The sequence below is a fragment of the Pseudomonas sp. WOUb67 genome (genome assembly GCF_050058005.1).
Lineage (GTDB): Bacteria > Pseudomonadota > Gammaproteobacteria > Pseudomonadales > Pseudomonadaceae > Aquipseudomonas > Aquipseudomonas putida_R.
This window is the reverse complement of record NZ_CP170112.1, coordinates 3,832,419-3,855,293: the sequence shown is the minus strand read 5'-3', so window position 1 is coordinate 3,855,293 and position 22,875 is coordinate 3,832,419. Positions and strand designations below refer to the sequence as shown.

Genomic DNA, 22,875 nt, shown 5'->3' with positions numbered 1-22,875 from the left:
CTTGTTCTTGTTGTTGTTTGAAGACTCAGCGCCAATCAGCTTCGCGGGTTGCGCACGTAGCGCATCACCACCAGGCAGGCGATCAGGATTAGCGGGGCGATGGACAGCATGCCCATGGAGTTGCTGCCGGTGAGGTCATTGATCTTGCCCACCATCACCGGTGCGACGATGCCGCTTAGCTGCCCGACCGAGTTGATCGCTGCAGTGCCGGTGGCAATGGCCAGGCCCGAGAAGGTCGACTGTGGAATGGTCCAGAAGATCGGGATGGCAATGAAGGTACCTGCGGTGGCCAGCACCAGCGCGGCCATCATCGCCAGCGACGAGTCGGAATACAGGCACGCCAGCAGGTAACCGACAGCCGCCGCAAGCAGGCAGTACACCAGGTAGCGCTTGCGCTCGCCGGTACGGTCGGAGCGACGGGTCAACAGCACCATGCCGATGCAGGCTACCGCATACGGCAATGCCGACAGCACACCAACCCAGAGCATGTCCTGCACGCCCGATGACTTGATCAGGTGCGGCATCCAGAAGTTAAGGCCATAGGACGCGGTCTTGATCACGTAGTAGATGAACGCCATGATCGCCACTTCACGGGTCAGCAACACCCGCCAGAGCGAGCCGAGGATCGGTTTTGCGGTGCGTTTGTCCTGGGCCAGGTTTTCCGCCAGCAGGTCCTTCTCCTCACGGCTCAGCCATTTCGCCGCTTCGATGTCGCGGTCCAGCTTCCACAGCACCAGCAGGCCCAGCACCACGCAAGGCAGGCCGGACATCAGGAACAACCAGTGCCAACCGGCAAGGCCCAGCACGCCATCCATGGTCCCCAGCAAGACGCCTGCTGCCGGGCCACCCACCGCACCGGCCAGCGGTACGGCCAGAAACCACAGGCCATTCATCTTCGCCAGGTGTTTGCGCGGGAACCAGCATGCCAGGTAGAACAGGATCGCCGGGCCGAAACCGGCCTCCATCACCCCGATCAGAAAGCGCAGGAAATACAGGGTGTACTGGGTATAGGCAAACACCAGCGCCGCCGTCGCCAGGCCCCACGACACCATGATCCGGCAGATCCAGGCCGGCGCCCCATAGCGCTTCAGGCCCAGGCTGCTGGGCACCTCGAACAGCACATACCCCACGAAGAACATGCTCGCGGCCAGGCCGTAGGCGGCGTCGCTGAGGCCCAGTTCCTGCTGCATCTGCGCCTTGGCGAAACTGATGTTGATGCGGTCGAAGTACGAGAACAGGAAGCAGATGATGGCCAGCGGCATGATGCGCCAGGCCACGCGACGGTACAGCAGCAGTTCATTGATGTGGCTGTCGTTGCGCTCACGCGCCAGTTCGCCGGTCATGGCAACCATGGTGGATCTCCATTCTTGTAATTATTGGAGAGCAGCGACGCCTTCGTGGGCGTCGCCAGCAGGTATTTCAGCGGATACGGATCAGTTTTTCCTTGAAGCTCTGGCCCTTTGCGACGTACTCGACGGCGTTGCGCTGCATGCTGGCGATGGCTTCGGCCGTCAGTTCGCGCACCACCTTGGCAGGCGCACCGAGGATCAATGAGTTATCGGGGAACACCTTGCCTTCGGTGACGATGGCACCAGCCCCGACCAGGCAGTTGTTGCCGATGACCGCGCCGTTGAGCACTACCGCCTGGATGCCGATCAGTGCGCCATCACCGATGGTGCAGCCATGCAGCATGGCCTGGTGGCCAATGGTGACGCCCTGCCCCACGGTCAACGCAAAGCCGGGGTCGGCATGCAGCACTGCGCCTTCCTGCACGTTGCTGTGCTGGCCGATACGGATAGGTTCGTTGTCGCCCCGTAGCACGGCCTGCGGCCATACGCTGACGCCTTGCTCCAGGGTTACGTCGCCGATCACGGTGGCATCCTCTGCCACGTACGTTTCCGGGTGCAGGTTGGGCGCAAGGGTGTCGTATTGGTAGATCGCCATTTCAAACCCTCCTCAAGCTGCGTCGTCGGTTTTCAGCACGCCGGCCGCGCACAGCTGGGCAATGTGCGCATCGCTGTAACCCAGTTCACGCATCACCTGGCGGGTGTGCTCGCCAATCCGCGCTATCGCCCGGCGTGGCTGAAGGCGCTGGCCGTCCAGCGACAGCGGCAGCAACGGCATGGGTGTGTGGCTGCCGTCTTCCAGTTGCAGGTCGGCCATACCGCCGCTCTGCTGCAGGTGGGGGTCGTCGAACAATTCTTCCGGGCGGCGGATAGGCGCAAACGGAATGCCGTTGGCCTCCAGTTGCAGCGCCAGTTGCCCGGCATCCAGTGGCGCAAACACCTCGGCCAGGTGCGCCAGCAGCCGTGGCCGTTGCAACACACGGTCGTTGTTGCTGGCCAGTGTCGGGTCATCGAGCAAGGTAGTCTGCCCCAGTACCTGGCACAGCGCATGCCACTGCCCTTCACCGGTGGCGGCGACGAACATCTGCTCGCCACCGGCAAAGGTGAACACATCATAGATGGCCCAGGCACTGATGCGGTTTGGCATCGGCGCTGCAGCCTCGCCGGTGACCACGTACTGCTGCATGTGCTGGGCGGCCAGCAACACGCAGTTCTCGTACAGGGCACTTTGCACCTCGCGGCCGCTGCCGGTGGTGTGGCGGTCGTTGAGCGCCGCCAGTACGCCAATGGCGCCGAACATGCCGCCCATGATGTCGTTCACCGAGCTGCCCGCACGCAACGGGCGGCCCACCGGCCCGGTCATGTAGGCCAGGCCGGCCATCATCTGCACCACCTCGTCCAGCGCCAGGCGGTTGTCATAGGGCCCGCTGAGAAAGCCCTTGTGCGAGGCATAGATCAGCCGTGGGTTGCGCTCGCGCAGCGCGGCGTAGCCCAGGCCCAGCTTGTGCATGCGCCCGGGTTTGAAGTTTTCGATAAACACGTCGGCCGTGTCGATCAGTTGCAGCACGGCCTCGCGGCCCTCGGGCGTTTCGACATCCACGGCGATGCATTGCTTGTTGCGGTTGAAGGTGCGGAAGAAGCCCGCCCCCGCGCCCAGCAGCCGGCGCGTGCCGTCGCCGCGCACGGGTTCGATCTTGATCACCTCGGCGCCAAGGTCACCGAGGATCATGCCGCAGGTCGGGCCCATGACCATGTGCGAAATTTCGACGACACGGATGCCGTCCAAGGGAAGTCTGGACATCGTGGTATTCCTCGTTCAGGCGGGTCAGGCGTGGCCGGCAGTGTCAGCGAAGTTCAGCGGTAGCCCGGCGCGGGCGATGCAGCCGTAAAGGGGCTCGCCCGGCAGCGCTTCGCTCAGCACCTGGCGCGACGCGATCAGTGCAGGCAGGTTGATGCCGGTGTCGTAGCCCATGCTCTGCAGCATGAACACCAGGTCTTCGGTGACGGTATTGCCAGAGGCGCCAGGGGCGAAGGGGCAGCCCCCCAGGCCAGCCAGGGAAGCGTCAAGCTCGCGAATACCCTGCTGTACCGCGACCAGGCTGTTGGCCAGGGCCAGGCCACGGGTGTCATGGAAGTGCGCGGCCTTTAGGCGGTCGCCGGCAATCGCCCGCACGGCCTGAAGCACCGTCGCCACCTGGCCCGGGTTGGCATAGCCGGTGGTGTCACCCAGCGAGACAAGGTCGCAACCGGCTTCGATCACCTGGCGGGTCAGTGCGCAAAGGTCGGCCAACGGCACCTCGCCCTGGCGCGTGCAGCCAAAGGCCACCGACATGCCAGCAATGACCTGCACCTCATGCAGGGCCATTTCGGTACGCACTTGGCACATGCGCCCCAGTTCCTCGACCATTTCCATGGGCGTGCGGCGCACGTTGGCCAGGCTGTGCGCCATGCTGACCGATACCGGGGCGACGATGCGATGGGCGCCAGACTCAAGTGCGTCCCTGGCGCCGCGCAGGTTCGGTGCCAACACGGTTACCTGCAGGCCCGGGTATGTGAGGGCGTGGGCCACCACTTCGCGGGCATCGGCCATTTGCGGCAGCAAGCGTGCCGGTACGAACGAAGCGACCTCCATGTGGCGCACGCCAGCGGCATACGCGGCGTCGATCCAGCGGCGTTTGGCGGCGGTTGGCATGGTCGTTTGCAGGCTCTGCAGGCCATCGCGCATGCCGACTTCGTTGATTGTTATTGTTGTCATCACGGGCTCTCTGTCTGAAGCGTTGCGCCAGACTAAAAGCTGGATGACGGGCAGAAAAGACGTGTTTCACGGGCTGATCCATCGTCAGCCACGATGGATCAGCCCGCCACCTGCCAGGCCGGTGCACGCAGCAGCAGGTGGTCAAGCAGGCGCCGTGCCGACAGCGACAGCGTGTGCCGGTCGCGCATGCAGATGACAAATTCGCCAAGCGCCCAGTCGTCCGTCAGCGGGATGACCTGCAGGTCGAACAATGCCGCATAGCGGGCCACGGCCTCTTGCGGGAACACCGCCAGACCAAGGCCGAATTGCACCAGGCGGTATGCCGCGTCGAACGACGACACGTACGAACGAAAACGCAGTTCCTTGCCTGCCTGTTCGGCGCTTTTACGCATGAAGGCGTTCAGCGTGGCAAAGGCCGAGAGGCCCAGGTGGTCGTAGCCCAGGGTTTCCTCGAACGCAATCTGGCTGCGGCCGGCCAACGGGTGATCAGCCGCAACGACCACGGCCAGGTGGTCCTGTCGGTACGCTACGAACTCCAGGTCACCCACCGCTATGGATTTGCGGCAGATGCCGAGGTCTGCATTGCCCTCGGCCACACCACGAACGACATCGGTGCTGAAGCGCTCTTCGATATCAGCCTGGATCAGTGGGTTTTCAAGCATGAACGCCGACAGCTCCTCGGGCAGGAACTCCATGATCGATGACACATTGGCCAGCACCCGCACATGGCCGCGCGCGCCTTCGGCGTATTCGCTCAGCTCGCTGTCCAGGCGCTCCATGGCGCGGGTCATTTCCCGGGCATGGCGCAGCAGTGCCAGCCCCGCCGGGGTGGGCTCCACACCGCGCTTGCTGCGTTTGAGCAAGGCGGTGCCAAAGCGCGCCTCGATGTCCGAAATACGTTTGCTGACGGCGGACGGTGCCATGAACGCGCGCTCGCCAGCGCGGGCGATGGTGCCTTCTTCGCAGACGACGATGAACAGGTTCAGGGAAAGGTGGTCGAGGGGTTGCATCGCTTGGCTCGGCTGGGAAGTGGGACCGCCGGTGCAATGTAGCAAAAACCGCATTTGCTTCGAAAACTGGGTTTGAATTCCCGGCCCCCAATCCCCAACCTTGGGGGAACGCAGCCCACCTCCCACGGCTCGCAACATACGCCGCTGAGAAGCTAGACCCCTTGCCCCGCAAGGCCTGCAATACAATTCTCAAGTTTTGGCACAGCTCTTGCCGATCTCCTCCCAGACGCCCCAAGTCCATGGGCCCGTTTGCAGGAGGAATTGACTCATGCACCGACCGATACCCCACCCGCTGGCAGTGGCGATTTTCGCCGGCATGCTCCAGATCCCGGCGCAGGCTGCCCTGAATGCTGTCGATCCAGGCGCCTACGTCCCCGCCAACGGCGGCTTCCCTGCCTGGTACCAGGACAGTCACGGTCGTACCCTCGACCTGTGCCTGACCAAGGCGGTCAGCTCCAGGGTTGCCGGCACGCCCGGCGCACCGTCGTACATGTGCACGCTGCTGCCCACCCCCGGTGTGTTCGACGATACCCAACCCATCGTCTTCCCCACCAACTTCCCTGACGAAGCGTTCTGGTTCACTGCCGATGCGGCCATCGCCGACGCCGCCCGTGGCATCAACCTAAGCTATGGCACGGCGATCGAGGCAGCGTTCGCCGCTGAAGAACCGGTCGAGGGTGACCAGGTCAGCTTCGCCCGGGTGCGGATCCGGGTCGATGTCCCCACCGCCGGCACCTACGTGGTCACCCACCCCTATGGTGTCGAAGTATTCGATGTTCCGGCCGCAGGGCGCAGGGCGATCAACATGACCCGTGACATCGGCATCGCCGGTGCGGGCGACTTCACTGGCGCGCTCAAGGGCGATGTCGGGCCGTTCCTGCGCAGTGTCAACGGCCCCTACACCGAAGGCAACGAACGCTTCATCGGCGACCCGAACCTGGAAGAACAGGTAACGGGCAGCCCGTTCAACACCAACTTCGTACGCATCGAGGGGCCAGGTGGCATCGACCTACGCACCGAGTTGTTCGCCATTTCCGGCAAACTCTCGACCGTCGCCCTCCCCACCCCGTTGATGCCACAGCGCAGCACCTACTCACGGCATACCGAGAACGGCGACCTGCGTGCCCAACAAGACATCTTCGTGATGGCCCCGCCGCCACCGGCCAGCGTCACGCTGACCAGCCAGACCCCCAGCCTGAACCTGACCGAGGCGAACGGCACGGGTGCGTGGTACGCCCAGTCGGCCCTCAACCCGGCGGCCGGTACCCTCGTGACACTGACCGCCGACAACAGCGTGGCGATCCCGACCAGCAGCCTGACCACCCGCAACGTGCCACTGACTGACCTGGTCACCATCACCCAGGCGCAGTACCGCCTGTCCACCGGCGAGCTGACCCTGGTGGCCAGCACCAGCGACGAAACCACCCCGCCCGTGCTCACCGCACATACCGGCAACGGCACGTTGATCGGCAACCTGGGCGGCACCGGCGCAGTGAAGACGTTGAGCATGACCCTGTCGCCCATTCCGCCGGCCAAGGTGCAGGTCACCAGCGCCAATGGCGGCAGCGACACCGAAGACGTGGTGCTGGTGCCATGAACAGACAAAGGCTCAGCCTTCAAGGAGGCCGCATGAACACTTGGTCGCGCCGTGCGCTGTTCGCCGCCGGTTTTTCCCTCACCGTTACCAGCGCCGCCTTTGCCGCGCTGTCTGATGTCGACCCGGGGCCCTATACCTTCGCCACTGGCGGCTACCCGATGTGGTACAAGGACAGCCTCAACCAGTCCCTGGAACTTTGCCAGTCACGAGCCACCAGTACCCGGGTGCCCGGCACGCCGGCCGCGCCGTCCTACATGTGCACCCTGCTGCCGGAGCCCGGCATCTACGACGACGCCTTGCCGCTGGTGTTCCCTGACAACTGGCCGCCAGAAATGTTCTGGTTCCTGGCCGAAGCCACCATCCCTGCGGTCGGTAACAGCGGCTATGAACTGGATGCCTACGTTGCTGGGCTGGAAGCGGCCTTCGCCGCCGAAAACCCGGTGGATGGCGACCAGCAGAGCTTCGCCCGCATCCGCATCCGCGTCTCGGTGCCACGTGCCGGTACCTACACCATCACCCACCCCTACGGCGTCGAAACGGTCAACGTCACTACGCCAGGCCGGCGGGCGATCAATATCACCCGCGACATCGGCATCGGCGCACCGGGCAACTTCACGGGGGCGCTCAACGGCGCACTCGGGCCATGGCTGCGCGGGGTTGGCGGGCCTTACACCGAGGTCAACCCGGACACCGGCGCCACCGAAACCTTCATCGGTGACCCAAACCGCACGGAAGCCGTGGTCGGCAGCCCGTTCAACACCAACTTCATCCGCATCGACGGCCCGCCCGGGCGCATCGAGACCGCGCTGTTCACGGTTTCGGGCAAGGTGCTCGACCAGCGCGCACAAACCCCGGTCACCCTGGAGCGCGCCACCTACTCGCGCAACGGCAGCGGTACCCGCGTGGAAGTGTTTGCCAAGGCGCCGAAAGAAGCCAGTCTGTGCATGCGCAACGGCCTGGCACTGATCGGCACGCCCCCTTCGCCTTGCCAGTTCAACCTGACGGCAGACAACAATGGCCTGTTCTTCCACCAACAGGTTGGCCAGACAGCACCACCTGCGGTGGTGGTGGTCACGGCCAGCAACAGTGTCGGCGGCACCCAGCCGACCGCGCTGTCGAGCAAGCTGACCGATGTGGTCAAGGTCAGCACCGCGCGTTATGACTGGGCCAACAAGCGCCTGCTGATCGAGGCCAGGTCCAGTGACGAGGTCGCTATCCCGGACATGCTCGCCCAGGGCTACGGCCGCATGTCGAAGTCGGGCACGCTGCAAAGCATCACCGTCAACGACGTAACGCAACCACCCGCCACCGTCACGGTCAAGTCTGCCCATGGGGGCAGCGACGTAGAGCCAGTGATCGTGGTTGGCAACGCCCCCGTCGAGGCGGCCAACCAACCACCGCTGGCCCAGGCCGATGTCGGCAGCACCAGTGTTGGTGTGCCGATCACCCTCAACCTGCTGCAAAACGACAGTGACCCGGACGGCAATGTGCCGCTGACCATCAGTGACCTCACGCAACCGGGTACCGGCCTGGGCGGTGTGGTGCTCAACGGTACTACCTCGGTCACCTACACCCCGCCGGCCGGGGCCACGCAACCGCTGGTAGCCACCTTCAGCTACCGGGCGGTGGATTCCAAAGGCCTGAAGTCGGAACCAGCCACGGTGACCATCAACGTGGCGCCTAACCGGCCACCGGTCGCCAACCCGGAAACCGTCGCCACCCTGGGCGTGCCATTGACCATCAACGTGCTGGCCAACGACACCGATCCGGAAGGCAACGTGCCGCTGGCCGTTGCTGCCGTCAGCCAACCGGCTGCTGGCCGCGGCACGGTCAGCACCGACGGCACCACCGTGACCTATACCCCACCGGCCACGGTAACGGCGGCCTTCACCACCACCTTCACCTACCAGGCACGTGACTCGCTGGGGGCGCTATCTACCCCGGGTACGGTCACTGTGAACGTGTCGCCACGGCCTGCCGCCGAAACCTTCGCGGTCACGGCAGCCACCGTCACGGCGCGCTCCAACAACCGGTACAACTGGGACATCAGCGGTACCTCGTCGGTAACCACGGGCAACGTTGTCACCGTCCGGGTCACCACCACCACCGGGGTGCAGACACTCGGCACCGCCACCGTACCGGTTAACGGCCGCTGGCGCCTGGCAGTCAGCAACAGCACCACGGTGATCCCGACCGCCGCGCCGACGGCAACCATCACCACCAGCCCGGGTACCACCCGCACCGTCAACGTGGTTGTGCAGTAAAGGCGGGGGGAACGCCATGAAGCGCTTGTATCCACTGCTGCTCAGCCTGGCCCTGGCGGGCCAGGCCAGCTGGGCCGACGACCTGATGGACAATGCCGACCTCGCGCCCGGCAACGACCTCGGTGAGCCGGTGATCATCCGCCTGCTGCCGGTCGGTGCCGGCCAGGCTGCGGTGATCGAGCAACAGGGGTCGGGCAACCGCGCCGCCCTCGACCAGAACGGTCAGGCCCTGCTGGGCCGTATCGTCCAGTCTGGCGGTGCGCAGGAAGCGTACATCTTGCAGGAAGGCAGTGACCTGATGGCCAGCATCAGCCAGCAGGGAAATGGCAACAGCGCGTCGATTCACCAGAACGGCAGCAGCAACAGCGCAGCCATCGAGCAGATCGGCAACGACAACAGCGCCAGCATCGTGCAGTCCGGCTCGGGCCTCAACAGCTCCGTGACCCAGGCCGGCAATGGCCAACATGTGCAGATCACCCAATACCGATAGACCTGGAGGCACCACCATGTACAAGCTCGCTCCCTTAAGTGCCGCTATCGTCCTGGCCCTCGCAGGTCAGGCCATGGCTGCTGACAGCACCTCGTCCCAGACCCAGGACGGTAAGGAAAACATCGCCGAAGTCAGCCAGACCCAAGCATCTTTCGCCTCGGCCACCCAGAATCAGACGGGCAAGGGGCACAACCATATGGCGGTGCAGACCGAAAGCACCAGCGATATCCAGCAGAGCGCCACCGGCCAGTACAACGCCGGCTACGCCGAGCAACTGTTCGAGAATGGCAGCAAGATCACCCAGCAGGCAGGTGGCAGCTACAACGACGCCTTCGCCAGCCAGTCGACGGGCCTCGGCAACGAGGCACTGCAAACCCAACAGGGCACCGAGAACGCCTCGACCGTGTGGCAAGACAGCCAGGAAGGCAGCAAAGCCACCACCTGGCAATCCGGCCAGCGCAACAAGGCCTTCATCGAGCAGACCTTCGGCGGTACCAACAACCGCAGTGCCGTCACCCAGACCGGCCAGGACAACTACGCCGCCGCCGAACACCTGAACCACATTGATGGCGATATCCAGGTTTACCAGGATGGCAGGGAAAACTGGGCCTACGGCGATCAGCGCGAGGGCACTGGTGGCACCATCGGCATCGGCCAGTACGGCACTGGCAACTCGGCAGAAGTGTGGCAAGACACTCAGATAGGCAGCCAGGCGTCCGTGACCCAGACCGGCCAGCTCAACGAGGCTTACATCGACCAGAGTTTCGGTGCCGACAACAAGGTCAGCCTGTCGCAGCAAGGCCGGGCCAACGCCAGCTGGTCCGATCAGTTCGAGACTAACAACACGACCGCCACCATCACTCAGAACGGCAACAACAACCTGCATTTCACCTACCAGAACGGTGAAAACCTCAACCTCACCATCAACACCAAGGGCAATGGCAACACCATCACTGCCAGCAACTGGAAAGGCGCCAAGATGGGTGGCCAGTTCGGTACCAACCAGAACGCCAACATCAACCAGAACGGTAACGGTAACGGCGTCAACCTGACCCAGAATGGTGACAACCACCTGGCCACGCTGAACCAGAAAGGTACCGGCAACCAGATGCAGACCAAGCAGGCCGACAGCAACAACGAGCTGTACTTCGAGCAGAACGGCACTGACAACATCCTGATCGCCGACCAGCGCGGTACCGACAACTATGCCTACGGCAACAGCCAGGGCACCGGTAACTCCATCACCCTGGACCAGTCCGGCTACAGCAACCAGAGCTACACCAACCAGCTGTACGGTAGCGGCAACGAAGCCACCATCAAACAGACTGACAGCATCAACGTCGCCTACGTGACCCAGGGGGGCCAGGGCAACAAGGCGTTCGTCGACCAGAGCGGTATCGCCCAAACCGCCACCATCACCCAGCTGGGCAGCACGAACCTGGCCACTGTGACCCAGAAGTAAACCGTTCCCCCTTGAACCGCGGTGCTCCTCTCCCTGGTGCCGCGGTTCCTTTTTCGCTCACACCCTATGCAATTTCTCATTCTGCCCGGGATATGCAATCCCTGTAGGAGCAGCCTTGTGCTGCGAAAGGGCCTTGCAGGACCGGCACATCATTGTGAGGCATACCGGCCTCTTCGCAGCACAAGGCTGCTCCTACAGGGATACACTATGTAATCCCTCGAACATGTGCAGTGCCATGATCCAGTCCGACCTCGACCTGTTCGGCCCTCAGCCGCAACGCCTGGCCAGCCACACCGTGCTGCTGCCCGGCTTCGCCCTGGCCGAAACCGAGGCGCTGCTCGATGCCCTGCGCCCGGTGCTGCGCGCAGCGCCTTTTCGGCACATGCACACGCCGGGTGGCCTGCGTATGGCAGTAGGCCTGACCAACTGCGGCACGTTGGGTTGGGTGAGTGACGAACACGGTTACCGCTACAGCTCCAGCGACCCGCTCAGCGGCAAGCCCTGGCCCGCCCTGCCCCCGGTTTTGCTCGCCCTCGCCGCCCGCGCCGCGGCCCTGGCAGGTTTCGAGGGTTTCGTACCGGATGCCTGCCTGGTCAACCACTATTTGCCAGGCACTCGCCTGAGCCTGCACCAGGACCGTGACGAGCAGGACTTCGGCCAGCCGATCGTGTCGGTGTCATTGGGTTTGCCGGCGGTGTTCCTGTTCGGCGGCCTGCAGCGCGCCGACAAAACCCGGCGTATCCCGTTGGGCCACGGTGATGTACTGGTCTGGGGCGGTGAGGACCGCTTGCGCTTTCATGGCGTGCTGCCTATAAAACCTGGCGTGCATCCGCGCATGGGCGAGCGGCGGATCAACCTGACGTTGCGCAAGGCGGGTGGCTGAACTGGGCCAGTGGTCTGCCACCCGGCGCTAACAAGATGAATGCACATGAAACACGTTGAACATCTTGGCCAGGCAAGCTTCAAATATTAAGCCGCCTTCTTTTGCCTGGAGCCTGCCATGCCGAAACCGCCCTGCCCTTCAAGCCGTTGCGATGGAGCCACGTACCGATGAAGATGCCTGGCCGCGCACCCAATGCCTCGCTGCAGCTCGATTACGTACGCGACACCCTGTTCGGCCCGGTGGCGCAGAGCGTGGAATGCCAATGCCAGCTCGCCGCACTCACCCTGCAAGGCCGCGCGGGGCTGCGCCTGCACATTTGCCCGCCACTGCCTGACAAGGTCGACCGTGCGCACAGCGTGGCCTTCGTCTGGGATGGGCGTAGCTACCATGGTGTGGTTCGCGACAAGGGCAAGTGCGGTGATGGCGGCCTGAACCTGCTGCTGGAGCTGCAATAAGCCGATCAACGGCGGCCAAACCGGCTGAACCGGCCCGGCGCGGCGTATCTCCATAGCAAAAGGGCCCGTGCCTGCCGGAGAACGCCATGAACAGTCCATTGCTCAAGCTCTTCACCCACCCCGCCGACGCCTGGCTGGATATCCGCCGGGCCGAAGAAGACCACCCACAGCAATACCTGCCGCGCCTGCTGGCCCTGGCATTGATACCCGCCGTGTGTCTGTTCGTCGGTACTACCACCTTCGGCTGGAGCCTGGCAGCCGAGGAGCGGGTACGCCTGAGCATGGGCAGCGCCGCGCAACTGGCAGGGCTGTTGTATGCCACTACAGTCGTGGGCGTGATGCTGATGGGGGTGATGATCCGCTGGATGTCGCGAGGGTTCGACGCGCAGCCCAGCCTAAACCAATGCATTGGTTTTGCCGCCTACTGCGCCACGCCGTGGTTCTTTGCCGGAGTGGTCGGGCTGGTGCCGATCCGCTGGGTGGCCTTCGCCGCCCTGCTCGCTGCCTCGGCTTATGCCAGCGTATTGCTGTATGGCGGGTTGCAGACCTTCCTGCGGCTGAAAAAGGAACAGGCGATGCTGTTCGCGACATGCGTCTGGGGGGTGGGGCTTCTACTGTTGGTGACCATGCTGGTGGCAATGATTCTGTTCTGGTTCAACGGCCTGATGCCGGAATACGTACGCCCGGCCAGCCTGGGCTGACCGGGGCACGACGGGCGCCCTCAGGCAATCGACCTGAATCGCGCCGGGCGGCTGTCACGCAGCGCGTGCAGCTGCCCCACCAGGTGGACCAGATCACGGCAGCTGTTAAGGCTTTGCAGCGGAACCCCGTTCAGGGTCACGCCCTCGTCCAGACTCTGACCCTGACCCAGGCGGATGGTCAGGTTGGCGCCATCCAGGCAGCTGACTTCACAGCGATCAGGCAAGCAGGCCTGCTCGATCATCTGCCGCATTTCCAGCATCGAAACTCCTATCAACGACATGGTACGACCCTCTCTGTGCGATGGCCTGTTGTGAGTGAGTACGCCTTTATCGGGCGGGGCGCCAATTGATATTGCGCATGCCCGGGCAGGCGTCCATGCGCCGGGGCAATGATCATGCGGGGAATCCTCTAGCACCTTAGTGGAAGATTGCAGGCATGGGCCGAGTGTTCGAATGCAATGGCCGACTTAACGACGAGCGGTGCCTGCCGGCCCCAGCGAAGCCCACAGGTGCTGCGCCGCATAGGCCCGCCACGGTCGCCAGGCCAGCGCCCGTTCGGCCAGTTTCGCGTCATCGCCCTCAAGCAGGCGCAGTGCCTTGATCAAGGCCACATCGCCCAACGGCAAGGCATCCGCAGCCCCAGCCTGGCGCAGCGCCAGGTAATGCGCGCTCCACGGCCCGATGCCTTTTAGACGGCACAGGTTGCGCAGTAGATCATCCAGCGCTTGGCCGCGACGCAGCAACCCGGGGTCGGCCAGCAAGGCGCTGGCCAGGGTGCCTAGGGTGGTGGCGCGCGCTCGCGGCATGCCCATGTTTTCGAACTGCGCATTCGCCAATACCGGCAAAGCCGGGAACACGTGGCTCAAGCCTGGTGCCGACAGTCGCAGCGGCGCGCCGTGACGTTGCACCAGCCGGCCCGCCAGGGTCATGGCGCCGGCCACACTTATTTGCTGGCCCAGCACGGTACGCATGGCCTGTTCGCAAGCGTCCCAGCCTTGGGGCACACGCAGGCCTGGGCGCTCGCGGGCCAAACGGGCCATCAAAGGGTCGCAGGATAATTCGGCCGCGATGCCCGCAGGGTCGGCGTCGAGGTCGAAGAAGCGCCTTAGCCTGGCGATCAGGCCGGGCAATGCAGTTGCGGGAACGCCTTCGAGGCGCACCCGTAACTGGTTGCGCAAGGGGGTGGCGCGCAGGACAGCGTGGAGGCCGCCAACGACCAGGGTGCGGCGATAGGTGCCGTCGAGGCAGGTTTCAATACCGGGGATGCAGCGGGCGGCGAGGAAGCTTAGGGTTGAGGGCCAGTGATAAGGGGCACGGTAGCGCAGCCACAGGGTGTGTTGGCCGGGGGTAGGCAATGATCGGCGCACGGCGTGCTGAAGTGTGGGCTTGGGCATAGGATGATCATGCCAGAAAACCCTGGGGGCCAATCCATGTTCAAGAATGCCGGGGGTGCTTCGCACCCCCGGCATTACCAGCAAAGGCTCAGTGTGCGGCCCCTTCCCGCTCATCCTGCATCTGCCCAAACCGCCCGGCATGGAAATCGTCGAACGACTCGGCAATCTCCGCCTGGCTGTTCATCACGAACGGGCCATAGCCAACAATCGGCTCATCGATGGGTTCACCACTCAGCAGCAGCACACTGGCACCTTCCAGCGCCTCGACGGTGACATCCTCACCCTTCGGGTCGAGCAGGACCAGACTGGACGGGCCCGCATCGCGCTCACCGTTGATTTGCACGTTACCGCGCAACACCACCAGCGCGGCGTTTCGACCGGCAGCAACTGGCAGCTGCAAGGACGCGCCGGCATTCAGCCGCAGGTCCCACACGTCCATGGCGGTAAAGGTACGGGCAGGCCCCTGGTGTCCACGGTAGTCACCGGCAATCACCCGCAAGCTACCGGCGTCTGCGTCCAGCGCCACCACTGGGATGTCGCCGCCCAGCAACGTCTGATAACCGGCGGCTGCACGCTTGTCACGCGCTGGCAGGTTGACCCACAGCTGGACCATTTCCAGCGTACCGCCACTGCGGGCAAAGCCCGGGGAATGGAACTCTTCATGGATGATGCCGTTGGCGGCGGTCATCCACTGCACATCACCTGGCCCGATCAGGCCGCCAGCGCCCGTGGAGTCACGGTGCTCCAGCTCGCCCTGGTAGACGATGGTCACGGTCTCGAAACCGCGGTGCGGGTGCTGGCCAACGCCGCGCCGCGCAGTGGTCGGGGTGAAGTCATGGGGGCCGGCGTAGTCCAGCAGCAGGAACGGGCTGATCCGGCTGGCCAGGTTGTCGTAAGTGAACAGGCTGCGCACGGGAAAGCCATCACCTACCCAATGGGCGTGTGGGCTGCGGTGGATACCCAGAATGTTTTTCATGAGAAGGCTCCTCTCTTGGCTGGGATAACCTTATCAATGATACCAATCAGGCGATAGACGGCTGATATGGCATACATCGTTCCACCTGTGGAACAGTCACCCCTGCAAGAAAGCGAGCACCTGCTCGGCCGCCATGGCCGGGTCTTCCTGCATGAAGCAGTGCCCTCCAGCCACTTGCTGTGCGGTCACACTGCGGTTGATCGACGCCAGCCGGTTCGCCGAATGTGACACGAACGAATACGTCTGCTCACCATGAAAAACGCGTGTCGGTGTGCTGATAGCCGCCAAGCTCGCCCACATGCGTTCTGGCACTGAGCTGAAGATTTCCACTTCGCGGCTTGGCCGGCATTTAAGCACCACTGTTTCGCCACTCTCACCGATCGCATGCTCGACATAGGCCTGTAGCGCCGCATCGGCCCACCCTTTGAAGATGCCCCGTCCTTGCAGCGAAGCCAAGGCAGCCCCGCGATCGGGCCAGTGGCTGCGGCGCCTGGTAGTCTTGCGGGCCAGAGCACTGTGCTGATGCAGGCCGACAAGGGATGCCGCTCTCATCAAGCCGATCGTGCTCCGACTGAACAGTACCGGGTCGAGCAGCACGGCACGCGCAAACAGCTGCGGCTCACTGGCCAGGATCAAGCCGGTGAGCACGCCACCAAAACTGTGCCCTACAGCAAACAGCGGTACGCCGCCGTATTCGTCACGCCCGGCCTGAAAGGCTTCCAATGCCAACGCGGCGGTACGATTCCAGCCGCGAAACACCCCGCCATGATCACTGTCACCATGCCCTTGAACGTCACACAGCCACAGGTCGAAATGCTCGCCCAAGCGCATCAGCAAAGGCTGGTAGGCCAGGCAGCAGAAGCCGTTGCCGTGCAAAAAATGCAGCAACGGCTTGCCACTGGCCGGGGTTCGCCAACCCCGCAGGGTGAAGCCTTCGGCGCATTCATGGGACCAGGGGATCAACTGCATCGGTTGCCATACTCGTGGAGGGTAGGAAAACGCTGATTCTACAAACAGCAGCGGGTACAGTGAATCACCAGTAACAAGGCCATCAGCTCATTGAACAGCACCAGCCAGCGCGGGTTCTGCAGCAGGTTGACCAAAGCGAGCCATGTGGCGATCACAATTACATTTGTGACATAGCCTCGGGCCGACGTGGAGGTGGTAATCGCTCCCACCGCCGTCACCCAGGGCTTGGTGGATTGAGCGACCGATGCAGTTATCTTAAATTATGCAGATACCCAGTATCTGTACCGCTAACCCTGATCAAGGAAGCCGTCACCATGAGCCTCACCATTCGCCCAGCCGTTCGCACCGATGCCGAGCAGATCCTGGCCTTTATCACCGAGCTGGCCGAGTACGAACGAGCTCGCCACGAGGTGGTCGCCACCCTGGCCGACATCGAACACAGCCTGTTCGACGAGGGCAGCACCGTGCGTAGCCTGATGTGCGAACGCGATGGCCGGGCAGTCGGTTTTGCCGTGTACTTCTACAGCTACTCGACCTGGCTCGGGCGCAACGGTATTTACCTGGAAGACCTGTACGTCACGCCTGAACAACGTGGCGACGGCGCTGGCCGGCAATTGCTGCGGCACATTGCCCGCGAGGCGGTGGCGAACAATTGCGGGCGCCTGGAGTGGAGCGTGCTGGACTGGAACGAGCCGGCGATCGGCTTCTATCAGAAGCTGGGGGCCGAGCCGCAGGATGAGTGGGTGCGCTACCGGCTGGATGGCGAGAAGCTGGCGGCATTCGCCCGCGGTTGACAGGCTTGCTGTTCCGGCCCTATCGCCGGCAAGCCAGCTCCCACAGGTACTGCACAGCCCTTAAGGTCAGCGATGATTCTGTGGGAGCTGGCTTGCCGGCGATGGGGCCCTGACAGGTCAGGTTACTCCCGCCGCCACACTGCCCCGGCAATGTCGACCTGCTTGGGCAGTACCTTGTTGTCGAAGAACAGCTGCGCCGTACGCTGCTGCGCCGCCACGATCTCGTCACTCACCGGCAGCACCGGTGATGCCGGGCGGTGGCTGAAACTGCGCTGTACCACCGCTTCTGGCAAACCCATGAACTGCGCCAGCAAGCGGATGCTGCTGGCCTCGTCGCTGCGGGTAAGCGCTTCGGCGCGGCTGATTTCGTCCAGCAATTGCCCGACAAATGCCCCATTGGCCTCGACATACGCACGTGCGCCCAGCATGAACGGCCCGATCAGCCCCAACCCTTGGCCGTCGGCCAGCAGCCGCGCCTTGCCCTCCAGGTCGATGGCCGAGTAGAACGGGTCCCAGATTGCCCAGGCATCCACACTGCCCCGCTCGAACGCCGCCCTGGCATCGGCAGGTGCCAGGTACACCGGCTGTACATCGCGCATGCTCAGCCCGGCCTTGGCCAGGGCACGCAACAGCAGGTTGTGCGCGCTGGAACCCTTCTGCAGGGCAATGCGCTTGCCCTTGAGTTCACCCACTGCGCTGATCGGGCTGTCTTTCGGCACCAAAATCACTTCGGCCTGGGGCTTGGGCGGCTCGGCACCGATGTACAGCAGGTCGGCGCCGGCGGCCTGGGCGAAGATTGGCGGAATATCACCGGTCGAGCCGATATCGAGGCTGCCGATGTTCAACGCTTCAAGCATCTGCGGGCCAGCGGGGAACTCGATCCATTGCACGCGGGTGTTCGCAAAGCGTTGCTCCAGCAGTTGATGCTGCTTGGCCAGCACCAGGCTGATCGAGCCCTTCTGGTAGCCGATACGCAAAGTAGCCGGGTCTGCGGCCTGGGCCGCTCCGGCGAAGGCCAGCAACAGCAGCATGGCAAGGCGTAGCAAGCGCATGGGTCACTCCTTCCAGTCAGTCGAGGGTTTTTCCCACAGGTTGATCCCGCCTTCCACGGCGTACTGGTCGATGGCGGCCAGCTCTTCGGCGGTAAAAGCCAGGTTGTCGAGCGCAGCCACGTTCTCGGTAATCTGCTCGGGCCGGCTGGCACCGATCAGCGCAGAGCTCACCCGTGAGTCGCGCAGGGTCCAGGCCAGGGCCAGTTGGGCCAAGCTCTGGCCTCGCTCACGGGCAATCTCATTCAGGGCGCGTGCGCGGGCAATGTTGGCTTCCGACAAATGCTGGGGCAGCAGCGAGCCGCCCCCCGCGCGGTTCACACGGGCATCGGCCGGGATGCCATTCAGGTACTTGTCACTGAGCAGGCCCTGGGCCAACGCGGTGAACACGATCACCCCTGCGCCCAATGCATCGGTGGTGTCGAGCAGGTCCCGTTCGATCCAGCGGTTGAACAGGTTGTAGGACGGCTGGTGGATCAACAGTGGTACCTTCAGCTCTTCGAGCAAGGCCGCTATCTCTGCGGTTTTACCGGCCGAATAGGACGAGATGCCGATGTACAGCGCCTTGCCCTGGCGCACAATGTCGGCCAGTGCGATGGCCGTTTCTTCCAGCGGGGTATCGGCATCGAAGCGGTGCGAATAGAAGATGTCGACGTAATCCAGGCCCAGGCGCGCCAGGCTCTGGTCCAGGCTGGCTATCAGGTACTTGCGCGAGCTACCGCCCTGCCCGTATGGGCCCGGCCACATGTCCCAGCCGGCCTTGCTGGAAATGATCAGCTCGTCGCGGTAACTGCGCAGGTCTTCGCGCAGCAGCCGGCCAAAGTTGGTTTCGGCACTGCCATAGGGCGGGCCGTAGTTGTTGGCCAGGTCGAAATGGTTGATACCGGCATCGAACGCCGTGTGCAGCAAGGCGCGCTGGGTGCTGATAGGCGTGGCATCGCCAAAGTTGTGCCACAGGCCCAGGGACAGGGCCGGCAGCACCAGGCCGCTGCGACCGACGCGGCGGTAAGGCATGCGCGCATAGCGCTCGGGGTTGGCGGTGTAGCTCATGGTTGGCCTCGTTCGGCAAAGTAAGGGTTGGCCGGGCGCTGCAAGCCCAGGTGTTCGCGCAGGGTGTGGCCCTGGTACTGACGGCGGAACAGGCCGCGGCGCTGCAACTCGGGCACCACCTGCAGCGCGAAATCCTCCAGGCCCAATGGCAGGTGCGGCACCAGCACGTTGAAGCCGTCGGCGGCACCGCCTTCGAACCAGGCCTGCAGCTCATCGGCGATCTGCGTCGGGGTGCCGACCAGGCTGTAGTGCCCTCGCCCACCGGCGATGCGCCGGCCCAGCTGGGCCAGGGTCAGCTGTTCGTTGCCGGCCAGTTCGGTCAGCAGTTGCTGGCGGCTGCGCTGGCCATCCTCGGTGGGCGGCAACTCGGGCAGCGGGCCGTCCAGCGGGTAGCCGGAAAGGTCGAAGTTGCCGAGCATGCGCCCGAGCAGGCCAACGCCGACACGCGGGTCGACCAGCGCCTGGAACTGTTCGTACTTGTCCTCAGCCTGCGCCTGGCTTTGGCCCACCACCACAAACACGCCGGGCATGATCTTCAGCGAATGTTCATCTCGCCCATGGCGGGCCAGGCGACCCTTGAGGTCGGCGTAGAAAGCCTGTGCGCGGGCCAGGCTCGGCTGGGCGGTGAACACCACCTCGGCGCTTTGTGCGGCCAGCTCGCGGCCGGTCTCGGACGACCCGGCCTGCACCAGCACCGGTCGCCCCTGTGGCGAGCGGGCCACGTTGAGCGGGCCCTTGACGCGAAAGTGCTCGCCCACATGGTCAAGAGCACGCACGGCCTGCGGGTGGTGGAACAGGCCACTGGCCTTGTCGCGCACGAATGCGTCATCGGCCCAGCTGTCCCATAGCCCCTGCACCACCTGCTGGAATTCGCGGGCGCGGGCATAGCGCTCGGCATGCGGGATGTGTGCCTGGCGGCCAAAATTGCCGGCCTCGGCGGCAGCGTCGGAGGTGACCAGGTTCCAGCCGGCACGCCCTGCGGACAGGTGATCCAGCGAGGCGAACTTGCGGGCCACATGGTACGGTTCGTTGTAACTGGTGGTGGCCGTGGCGATCAGGCCGATGCGGTCGGTGACCGCACTCAGCGCCGATAATAGCGTCAGCGGCTCGAAGTACACCGAGCGGGCGCTGTGGCTAGCCAGCGGGTCGCTGGGCGCGGCGACGCTGTCGGCGACGAACAAGGCATCGAAGCACGCGGCTTCGGCGATTTGTGCGGTGCGCTTGTAGGTGGCGAAATCCAGCGGGTCGGCCGGCACGTCCGGGTGGCGCCAGGCGGCCACGTGGTGACCGGTGGCCATGAGGAAGGCGCCCAGATTCATTTGGCGGGGCATGTGGTTCTCCTTGTCCGAAAAGACCGCGATCCCTGTGGGAGCGGCGGCGCGTCAGAAGTCTTTGCGCAGCTGCACGCCGAAGTAGCGCCCGTCATCCCGCGGTACCGAGCGGTAGATGTAGTCGCCGCCACTGGCCAGCATCTGTGCATACGATTTGTCGCCCAGGTTCTTGCCCAGCAGGGCCACGCGCCAGCCGTCGTTGTAGTCGGCCAGGGCAATGCTGGCATTCCAGATGCCATAGGCGCCCTGCACAGTGTCCGGGTTCTGGTCGAGGCTGAACTGCACCGCGTCCTGCCAGCTGTAATCGCTGCTCAGCTCCACATCCAGGCCGTTGTCCAGCGGGATCACGTAATCGGCGCGCAGGTAGGTCTTCCAGTCCGGCGTAAACGGCAGCCGGCCGCCGTCGATGTTGCAGTTGGCCGCCGCGCCCGCCGGGCAGTTGAAGTGGTCGACGCGGGCCTTGGTGTAGGCCACGGCTGTCGACAGCTTCAGGCGCGAGGTGGCCTGGAAGCTGGCATCCAGCTCCACACCCTGGGTCTTGACCTTGCCGGCGTTGACCAGGCGGGTCACCACCTGGTTGGCCACGGTGTCGAAGAAGTTGGCCTGGTAGTTGTCGTAGTCGGTGTGGAATACGGCCAGGTTGGCGGTCAGGCGATTGTCCAGCGCCGTGCTTTTCAAGCCGATCTCGTAGGCATCCGAGGTTTCGGGCTTGAGCGCCCCGGTGTCGCGCGGCTGCATGTTGAAGAACACGTTGTAGGCCGGCCCTTTATAGCCGCGCGAGTAGGTGACGTAGCCGGTCAGGCTGTCGTTGAAGTCGTATTGCAGGCCGGTGCGCCCGCTCCAGCCGTCCTCGTCCACCGAGCCGGAACTTGCGGTCGAGGGCTGGATACCGGTCACTGCTGTGGCCGAGCTGGAGACGCGGCGATGGTCGTACTCAAGGTCATCGTGGGTCCAGCGCAGGCCGAAAATGGCACGGAAGTCGTCGGTGAAGTTGAAGGTGTTTTCACCGAACAGCGCGACACTGTCGTTGGTGGTGGAATAGTCGGCGCGGCCAGTGTTGGCCACGCCGCCATTGACCGAGAGGCGCTGGTAGGTCTCGTTGGACGTGCCATGCATGTAGAAGGCGCCCAGCACGTATTCGTTGAACTGCCCTTTGGGCGACGTCAGGCGAAACTCCTGGCTGTACTGGTCATAGTCCACCGTGCCCTTGTCATGGGACGCCGTCACCGGCAGCAAGGCGCGGCGGTCGCCATCCTGGTACTGGGTGTTGTCCCAGCCCCGCCAGGCGCTGATCGACGTCAGGGTGTAGTCGCCCAGTTGCCAGTCCAGCTGCGCCGAAAGCCCCTGGTTCTCGTCCTCGACGTGGGTCTTGAAGTCGCTGTTGATATCGCGGTTATGGGCGCTTGGCGTCACCGGGCGCAACTGGCTGGCGAATGCGGCGCTGGCGCTGGTGATCACGCCGCTGGGCAAGGTGTCCTCGCCCTTCATGTAGTCGGCGATCAGGGTCAGGCGCAGGGCTTCGTTGGGTTCAAACTCCAGCTTGCCGCGGGCGCCTTTGCGTTCGTAACCATTGACGTCGTGGCCATTGGCAACGTTCTCGACATTGCCATCGTAGTCGCCCCACAAGGTGCTCAACGAACCCTTGAACTGCTCGCTCAGGCGCCCGCCAATACCAAAGCGCAGGCGGTTCTCGTCGCCACCACCAAAGTGCGAATAGTCCACATAGCCCTGGGTCTGCTCGGGGATGGCCTTGCTGACCACGTTGAGTACGCCAGCCGAGGCGTTCTTGCCAAACAGCGTGCCCTGCGGCCCGCGCAGTACCTCGATGCGTTCAAGGTCGAGCAGGTCGAGGGTCGACTGGCCCGGGCGGCCGAACACCACGCCATCCACTACTGTCGCGACGGTTGGCTCCACCCCGGGCGAGGTAGAAATGGTGCCCACACCACGGATGAACAGCGAGGTGTCCTTGTTCGAGGCGCCAGCACGGTAATTGAGGGTGGGCACCTGCTGGACGATACTGGCAACGTTGTTGCGGTTGTCTCGCTCCAGTTGTTCGCCATCGATCACCGACACGGCCACCGGCACTTCCTGCAGCGTGGCTTCGCGGCGTGTGGCGGTCACGGTCACAGCGCCCAATGCAGTGGCCTGCGGGGCCGCTGCTTCGGCCGGCTCGGCTGCCTGGGCACCTTGGCCAAAAACGGCCAGCAGGATGGCTGCGGCCAGCGGCCGACGTTGCGTAGCGGGGAATGGTGTACGGCTTTTCTGCATGGTACTCACTGCCTCGGGAAACCAGACCAGGCCCCTTCTGGCGGGGCCAACACGGAGTTGCTGTGGTTGTCTGGTCTCGCT

21 protein-coding genes and 1 pseudogene are annotated in these 22,875 nt (G+C 64.1%); 8 read left to right on the top strand and 14 right to left on the bottom strand.

Going from position 1 to position 22,875, the window contains the following annotated elements; all coding sequences use genetic code 11:
* Positions 1 to 35: 35 nt before the first annotated feature.
* From ABOC32_RS17350 to ABOC32_RS17330, 5 genes are all read right to left on the bottom strand, one after another.
* Entirely contained in the window at positions 36 to 1,352 is a 1,317-nt protein-coding gene (locus ABOC32_RS17350; protein WP_426808122.1) for an MFS transporter, read from the bottom strand.
* Between the two features lie 67 nt (positions 1,353 to 1,419).
* The gene (locus ABOC32_RS17345; protein WP_426808121.1) at positions 1,420 to 1,944 is read right to left on the bottom strand and encodes a gamma carbonic anhydrase family protein; all 525 of its coding nucleotides are present in this window, start codon (positions 1,942 to 1,944) and stop codon (positions 1,420 to 1,422) included.
* Positions 1,945 to 1,956: 12 nt separating this feature from the next.
* Entirely contained in the window at positions 1,957 to 3,147 is a 1,191-nt protein-coding gene (locus ABOC32_RS17340; RefSeq protein WP_426808120.1) for a CaiB/BaiF CoA transferase family protein, read from the bottom strand.
* Positions 3,148 to 3,171: 24 nt separating this feature from the next.
* Positions 3,172 to 4,101: a hydroxymethylglutaryl-CoA lyase gene (locus ABOC32_RS17335; protein ID WP_426808119.1), complete on the bottom strand. Its 930-nt coding sequence runs from the start codon at positions 4,099 to 4,101 to the stop codon at positions 3,172 to 3,174.
* A gap of 98 nt (positions 4,102 to 4,199) precedes the next feature.
* A complete protein-coding gene (locus tag ABOC32_RS17330) occupies positions 4,200 to 5,111 on the bottom strand; it encodes a LysR family transcriptional regulator (RefSeq protein ID WP_426808118.1) in 912 nt (303 codons plus the stop codon).
* 268 nt (positions 5,112 to 5,379) lie between these two features.
* Between ABOC32_RS17330 and ABOC32_RS17325 the strand changes: the two genes are divergently transcribed.
* The 7 genes from ABOC32_RS17325 to ABOC32_RS17295 all read left to right on the top strand — a co-directional run bounded on the left by ABOC32_RS17325 (position 5,380) and on the right by ABOC32_RS17295 (position 12,963).
* On the top strand, positions 5,380 to 6,708 hold the full coding sequence (locus ABOC32_RS17325; protein WP_426808117.1) for a hypothetical protein: 1,329 nt from the start codon (positions 5,380 to 5,382) through the stop codon (positions 6,706 to 6,708).
* A gap of 32 nt (positions 6,709 to 6,740) precedes the next feature.
* On the top strand, positions 6,741 to 8,972 hold the full coding sequence (locus tag ABOC32_RS17320) for an Ig-like domain-containing protein (RefSeq protein ID WP_426808116.1): 2,232 nt from the start codon (positions 6,741 to 6,743) through the stop codon (positions 8,970 to 8,972).
* A 16-nt stretch (positions 8,973 to 8,988) separates the two neighbouring features.
* Complete coding sequence (locus ABOC32_RS17315; protein WP_426808115.1) at positions 8,989 to 9,462, top strand: curlin; 474 nt, start codon at positions 8,989 to 8,991, stop codon at positions 9,460 to 9,462.
* A 16-nt stretch (positions 9,463 to 9,478) separates the two neighbouring features.
* Positions 9,479 to 10,924, top strand: coding sequence for a curlin (locus ABOC32_RS17310; protein ID WP_426808114.1), 1,446 nt, complete (start codon positions 9,479 to 9,481; stop codon positions 10,922 to 10,924).
* A 235-nt stretch (positions 10,925 to 11,159) separates the two neighbouring features.
* Positions 11,160 to 11,807, top strand: coding sequence for a DNA oxidative demethylase AlkB (gene alkB, locus ABOC32_RS17305; protein ID WP_426808113.1), 648 nt, complete (start codon positions 11,160 to 11,162; stop codon positions 11,805 to 11,807).
* Between the two features lie 167 nt (positions 11,808 to 11,974).
* Positions 11,975 to 12,262, top strand: a complete 288-nt coding sequence (locus tag ABOC32_RS17300; RefSeq protein WP_234224438.1) for a hypothetical protein — start codon at positions 11,975 to 11,977, stop codon at positions 12,260 to 12,262.
* An 86-nt stretch (positions 12,263 to 12,348) separates the two neighbouring features.
* Positions 12,349 to 12,963: a Yip1 family protein gene (locus ABOC32_RS17295; protein WP_426808112.1), complete on the top strand. Its 615-nt coding sequence runs from the start codon at positions 12,349 to 12,351 to the stop codon at positions 12,961 to 12,963.
* Positions 12,964 to 12,983: 20 nt separating this feature from the next.
* Here the strand turns inward: ABOC32_RS17295 and ABOC32_RS17290 are convergent, their stop codons facing one another.
* The 5 genes and pseudogenes from ABOC32_RS17290 to ABOC32_RS17270 all read right to left on the bottom strand — a co-directional run.
* The gene (locus tag ABOC32_RS17290; protein WP_258657277.1) at positions 12,984 to 13,244 is read right to left on the bottom strand and encodes a DUF1652 domain-containing protein; all 261 of its coding nucleotides are present in this window, start codon (positions 13,242 to 13,244) and stop codon (positions 12,984 to 12,986) included.
* 186 nt (positions 13,245 to 13,430) lie between these two features.
* Entirely contained in the window at positions 13,431 to 14,357 is a 927-nt protein-coding gene (locus ABOC32_RS17285) for a DNA-3-methyladenine glycosylase family protein (RefSeq protein ID WP_426808111.1), read from the bottom strand.
* 88 nt (positions 14,358 to 14,445) lie between these two features.
* A complete protein-coding gene (locus ABOC32_RS17280) occupies positions 14,446 to 15,333 on the bottom strand; it encodes a pirin family protein (protein ID WP_086975662.1) in 888 nt (295 codons plus the stop codon).
* 96 nt (positions 15,334 to 15,429) lie between these two features.
* A complete protein-coding gene (locus ABOC32_RS17275; RefSeq protein WP_426811619.1) occupies positions 15,430 to 16,302 on the bottom strand; it encodes an alpha/beta fold hydrolase in 873 nt (290 codons plus the stop codon).
* Between the two features lie 24 nt (positions 16,303 to 16,326).
* A pseudogene (locus tag ABOC32_RS17270) lies at positions 16,327 to 16,529 on the bottom strand (LysE family translocator); the annotation flags it as partial.
* A gap of 87 nt (positions 16,530 to 16,616) precedes the next feature.
* On the opposite strand from ABOC32_RS17270, the gene ABOC32_RS17265 reads away from it, so the two are divergent.
* Positions 16,617 to 17,096, top strand: coding sequence for a GNAT family N-acetyltransferase (locus ABOC32_RS17265; protein ID WP_043200199.1), 480 nt, complete (start codon positions 16,617 to 16,619; stop codon positions 17,094 to 17,096).
* Between the two features lie 122 nt (positions 17,097 to 17,218).
* Here the strand turns inward: ABOC32_RS17265 and ABOC32_RS17260 are convergent, their stop codons facing one another.
* Genes ABOC32_RS17260 through ABOC32_RS17245 form a run of 4 tightly spaced genes read right to left on the bottom strand, consistent with a single transcriptional unit; the run spans position 17,219 to position 22,794 of the window.
* Positions 17,219 to 18,148: an aliphatic sulfonate ABC transporter substrate-binding protein gene (locus ABOC32_RS17260; protein ID WP_426808110.1), complete on the bottom strand. Its 930-nt coding sequence runs from the start codon at positions 18,146 to 18,148 to the stop codon at positions 17,219 to 17,221.
* A 3-nt stretch (positions 18,149 to 18,151) separates the two neighbouring features.
* Complete coding sequence (mgrA, locus tag ABOC32_RS17255) at positions 18,152 to 19,195, bottom strand: L-glyceraldehyde 3-phosphate reductase (RefSeq protein WP_426808109.1); 1,044 nt, start codon at positions 19,193 to 19,195, stop codon at positions 18,152 to 18,154.
* Positions 19,192 to 20,526, bottom strand: coding sequence for an LLM class flavin-dependent oxidoreductase (locus tag ABOC32_RS17250; RefSeq protein ID WP_426808108.1), 1,335 nt, complete (start codon positions 20,524 to 20,526; stop codon positions 19,192 to 19,194). Before ABOC32_RS17250 ends, mgrA begins: the two co-directional genes overlap by 4 nt.
* A 51-nt stretch (positions 20,527 to 20,577) precedes the next feature.
* A complete protein-coding gene (locus tag ABOC32_RS17245; RefSeq protein ID WP_426808107.1) occupies positions 20,578 to 22,794 on the bottom strand; it encodes a TonB-dependent receptor in 2,217 nt (738 codons plus the stop codon).
* Positions 22,795 to 22,875 lie beyond the last annotated feature (81 nt).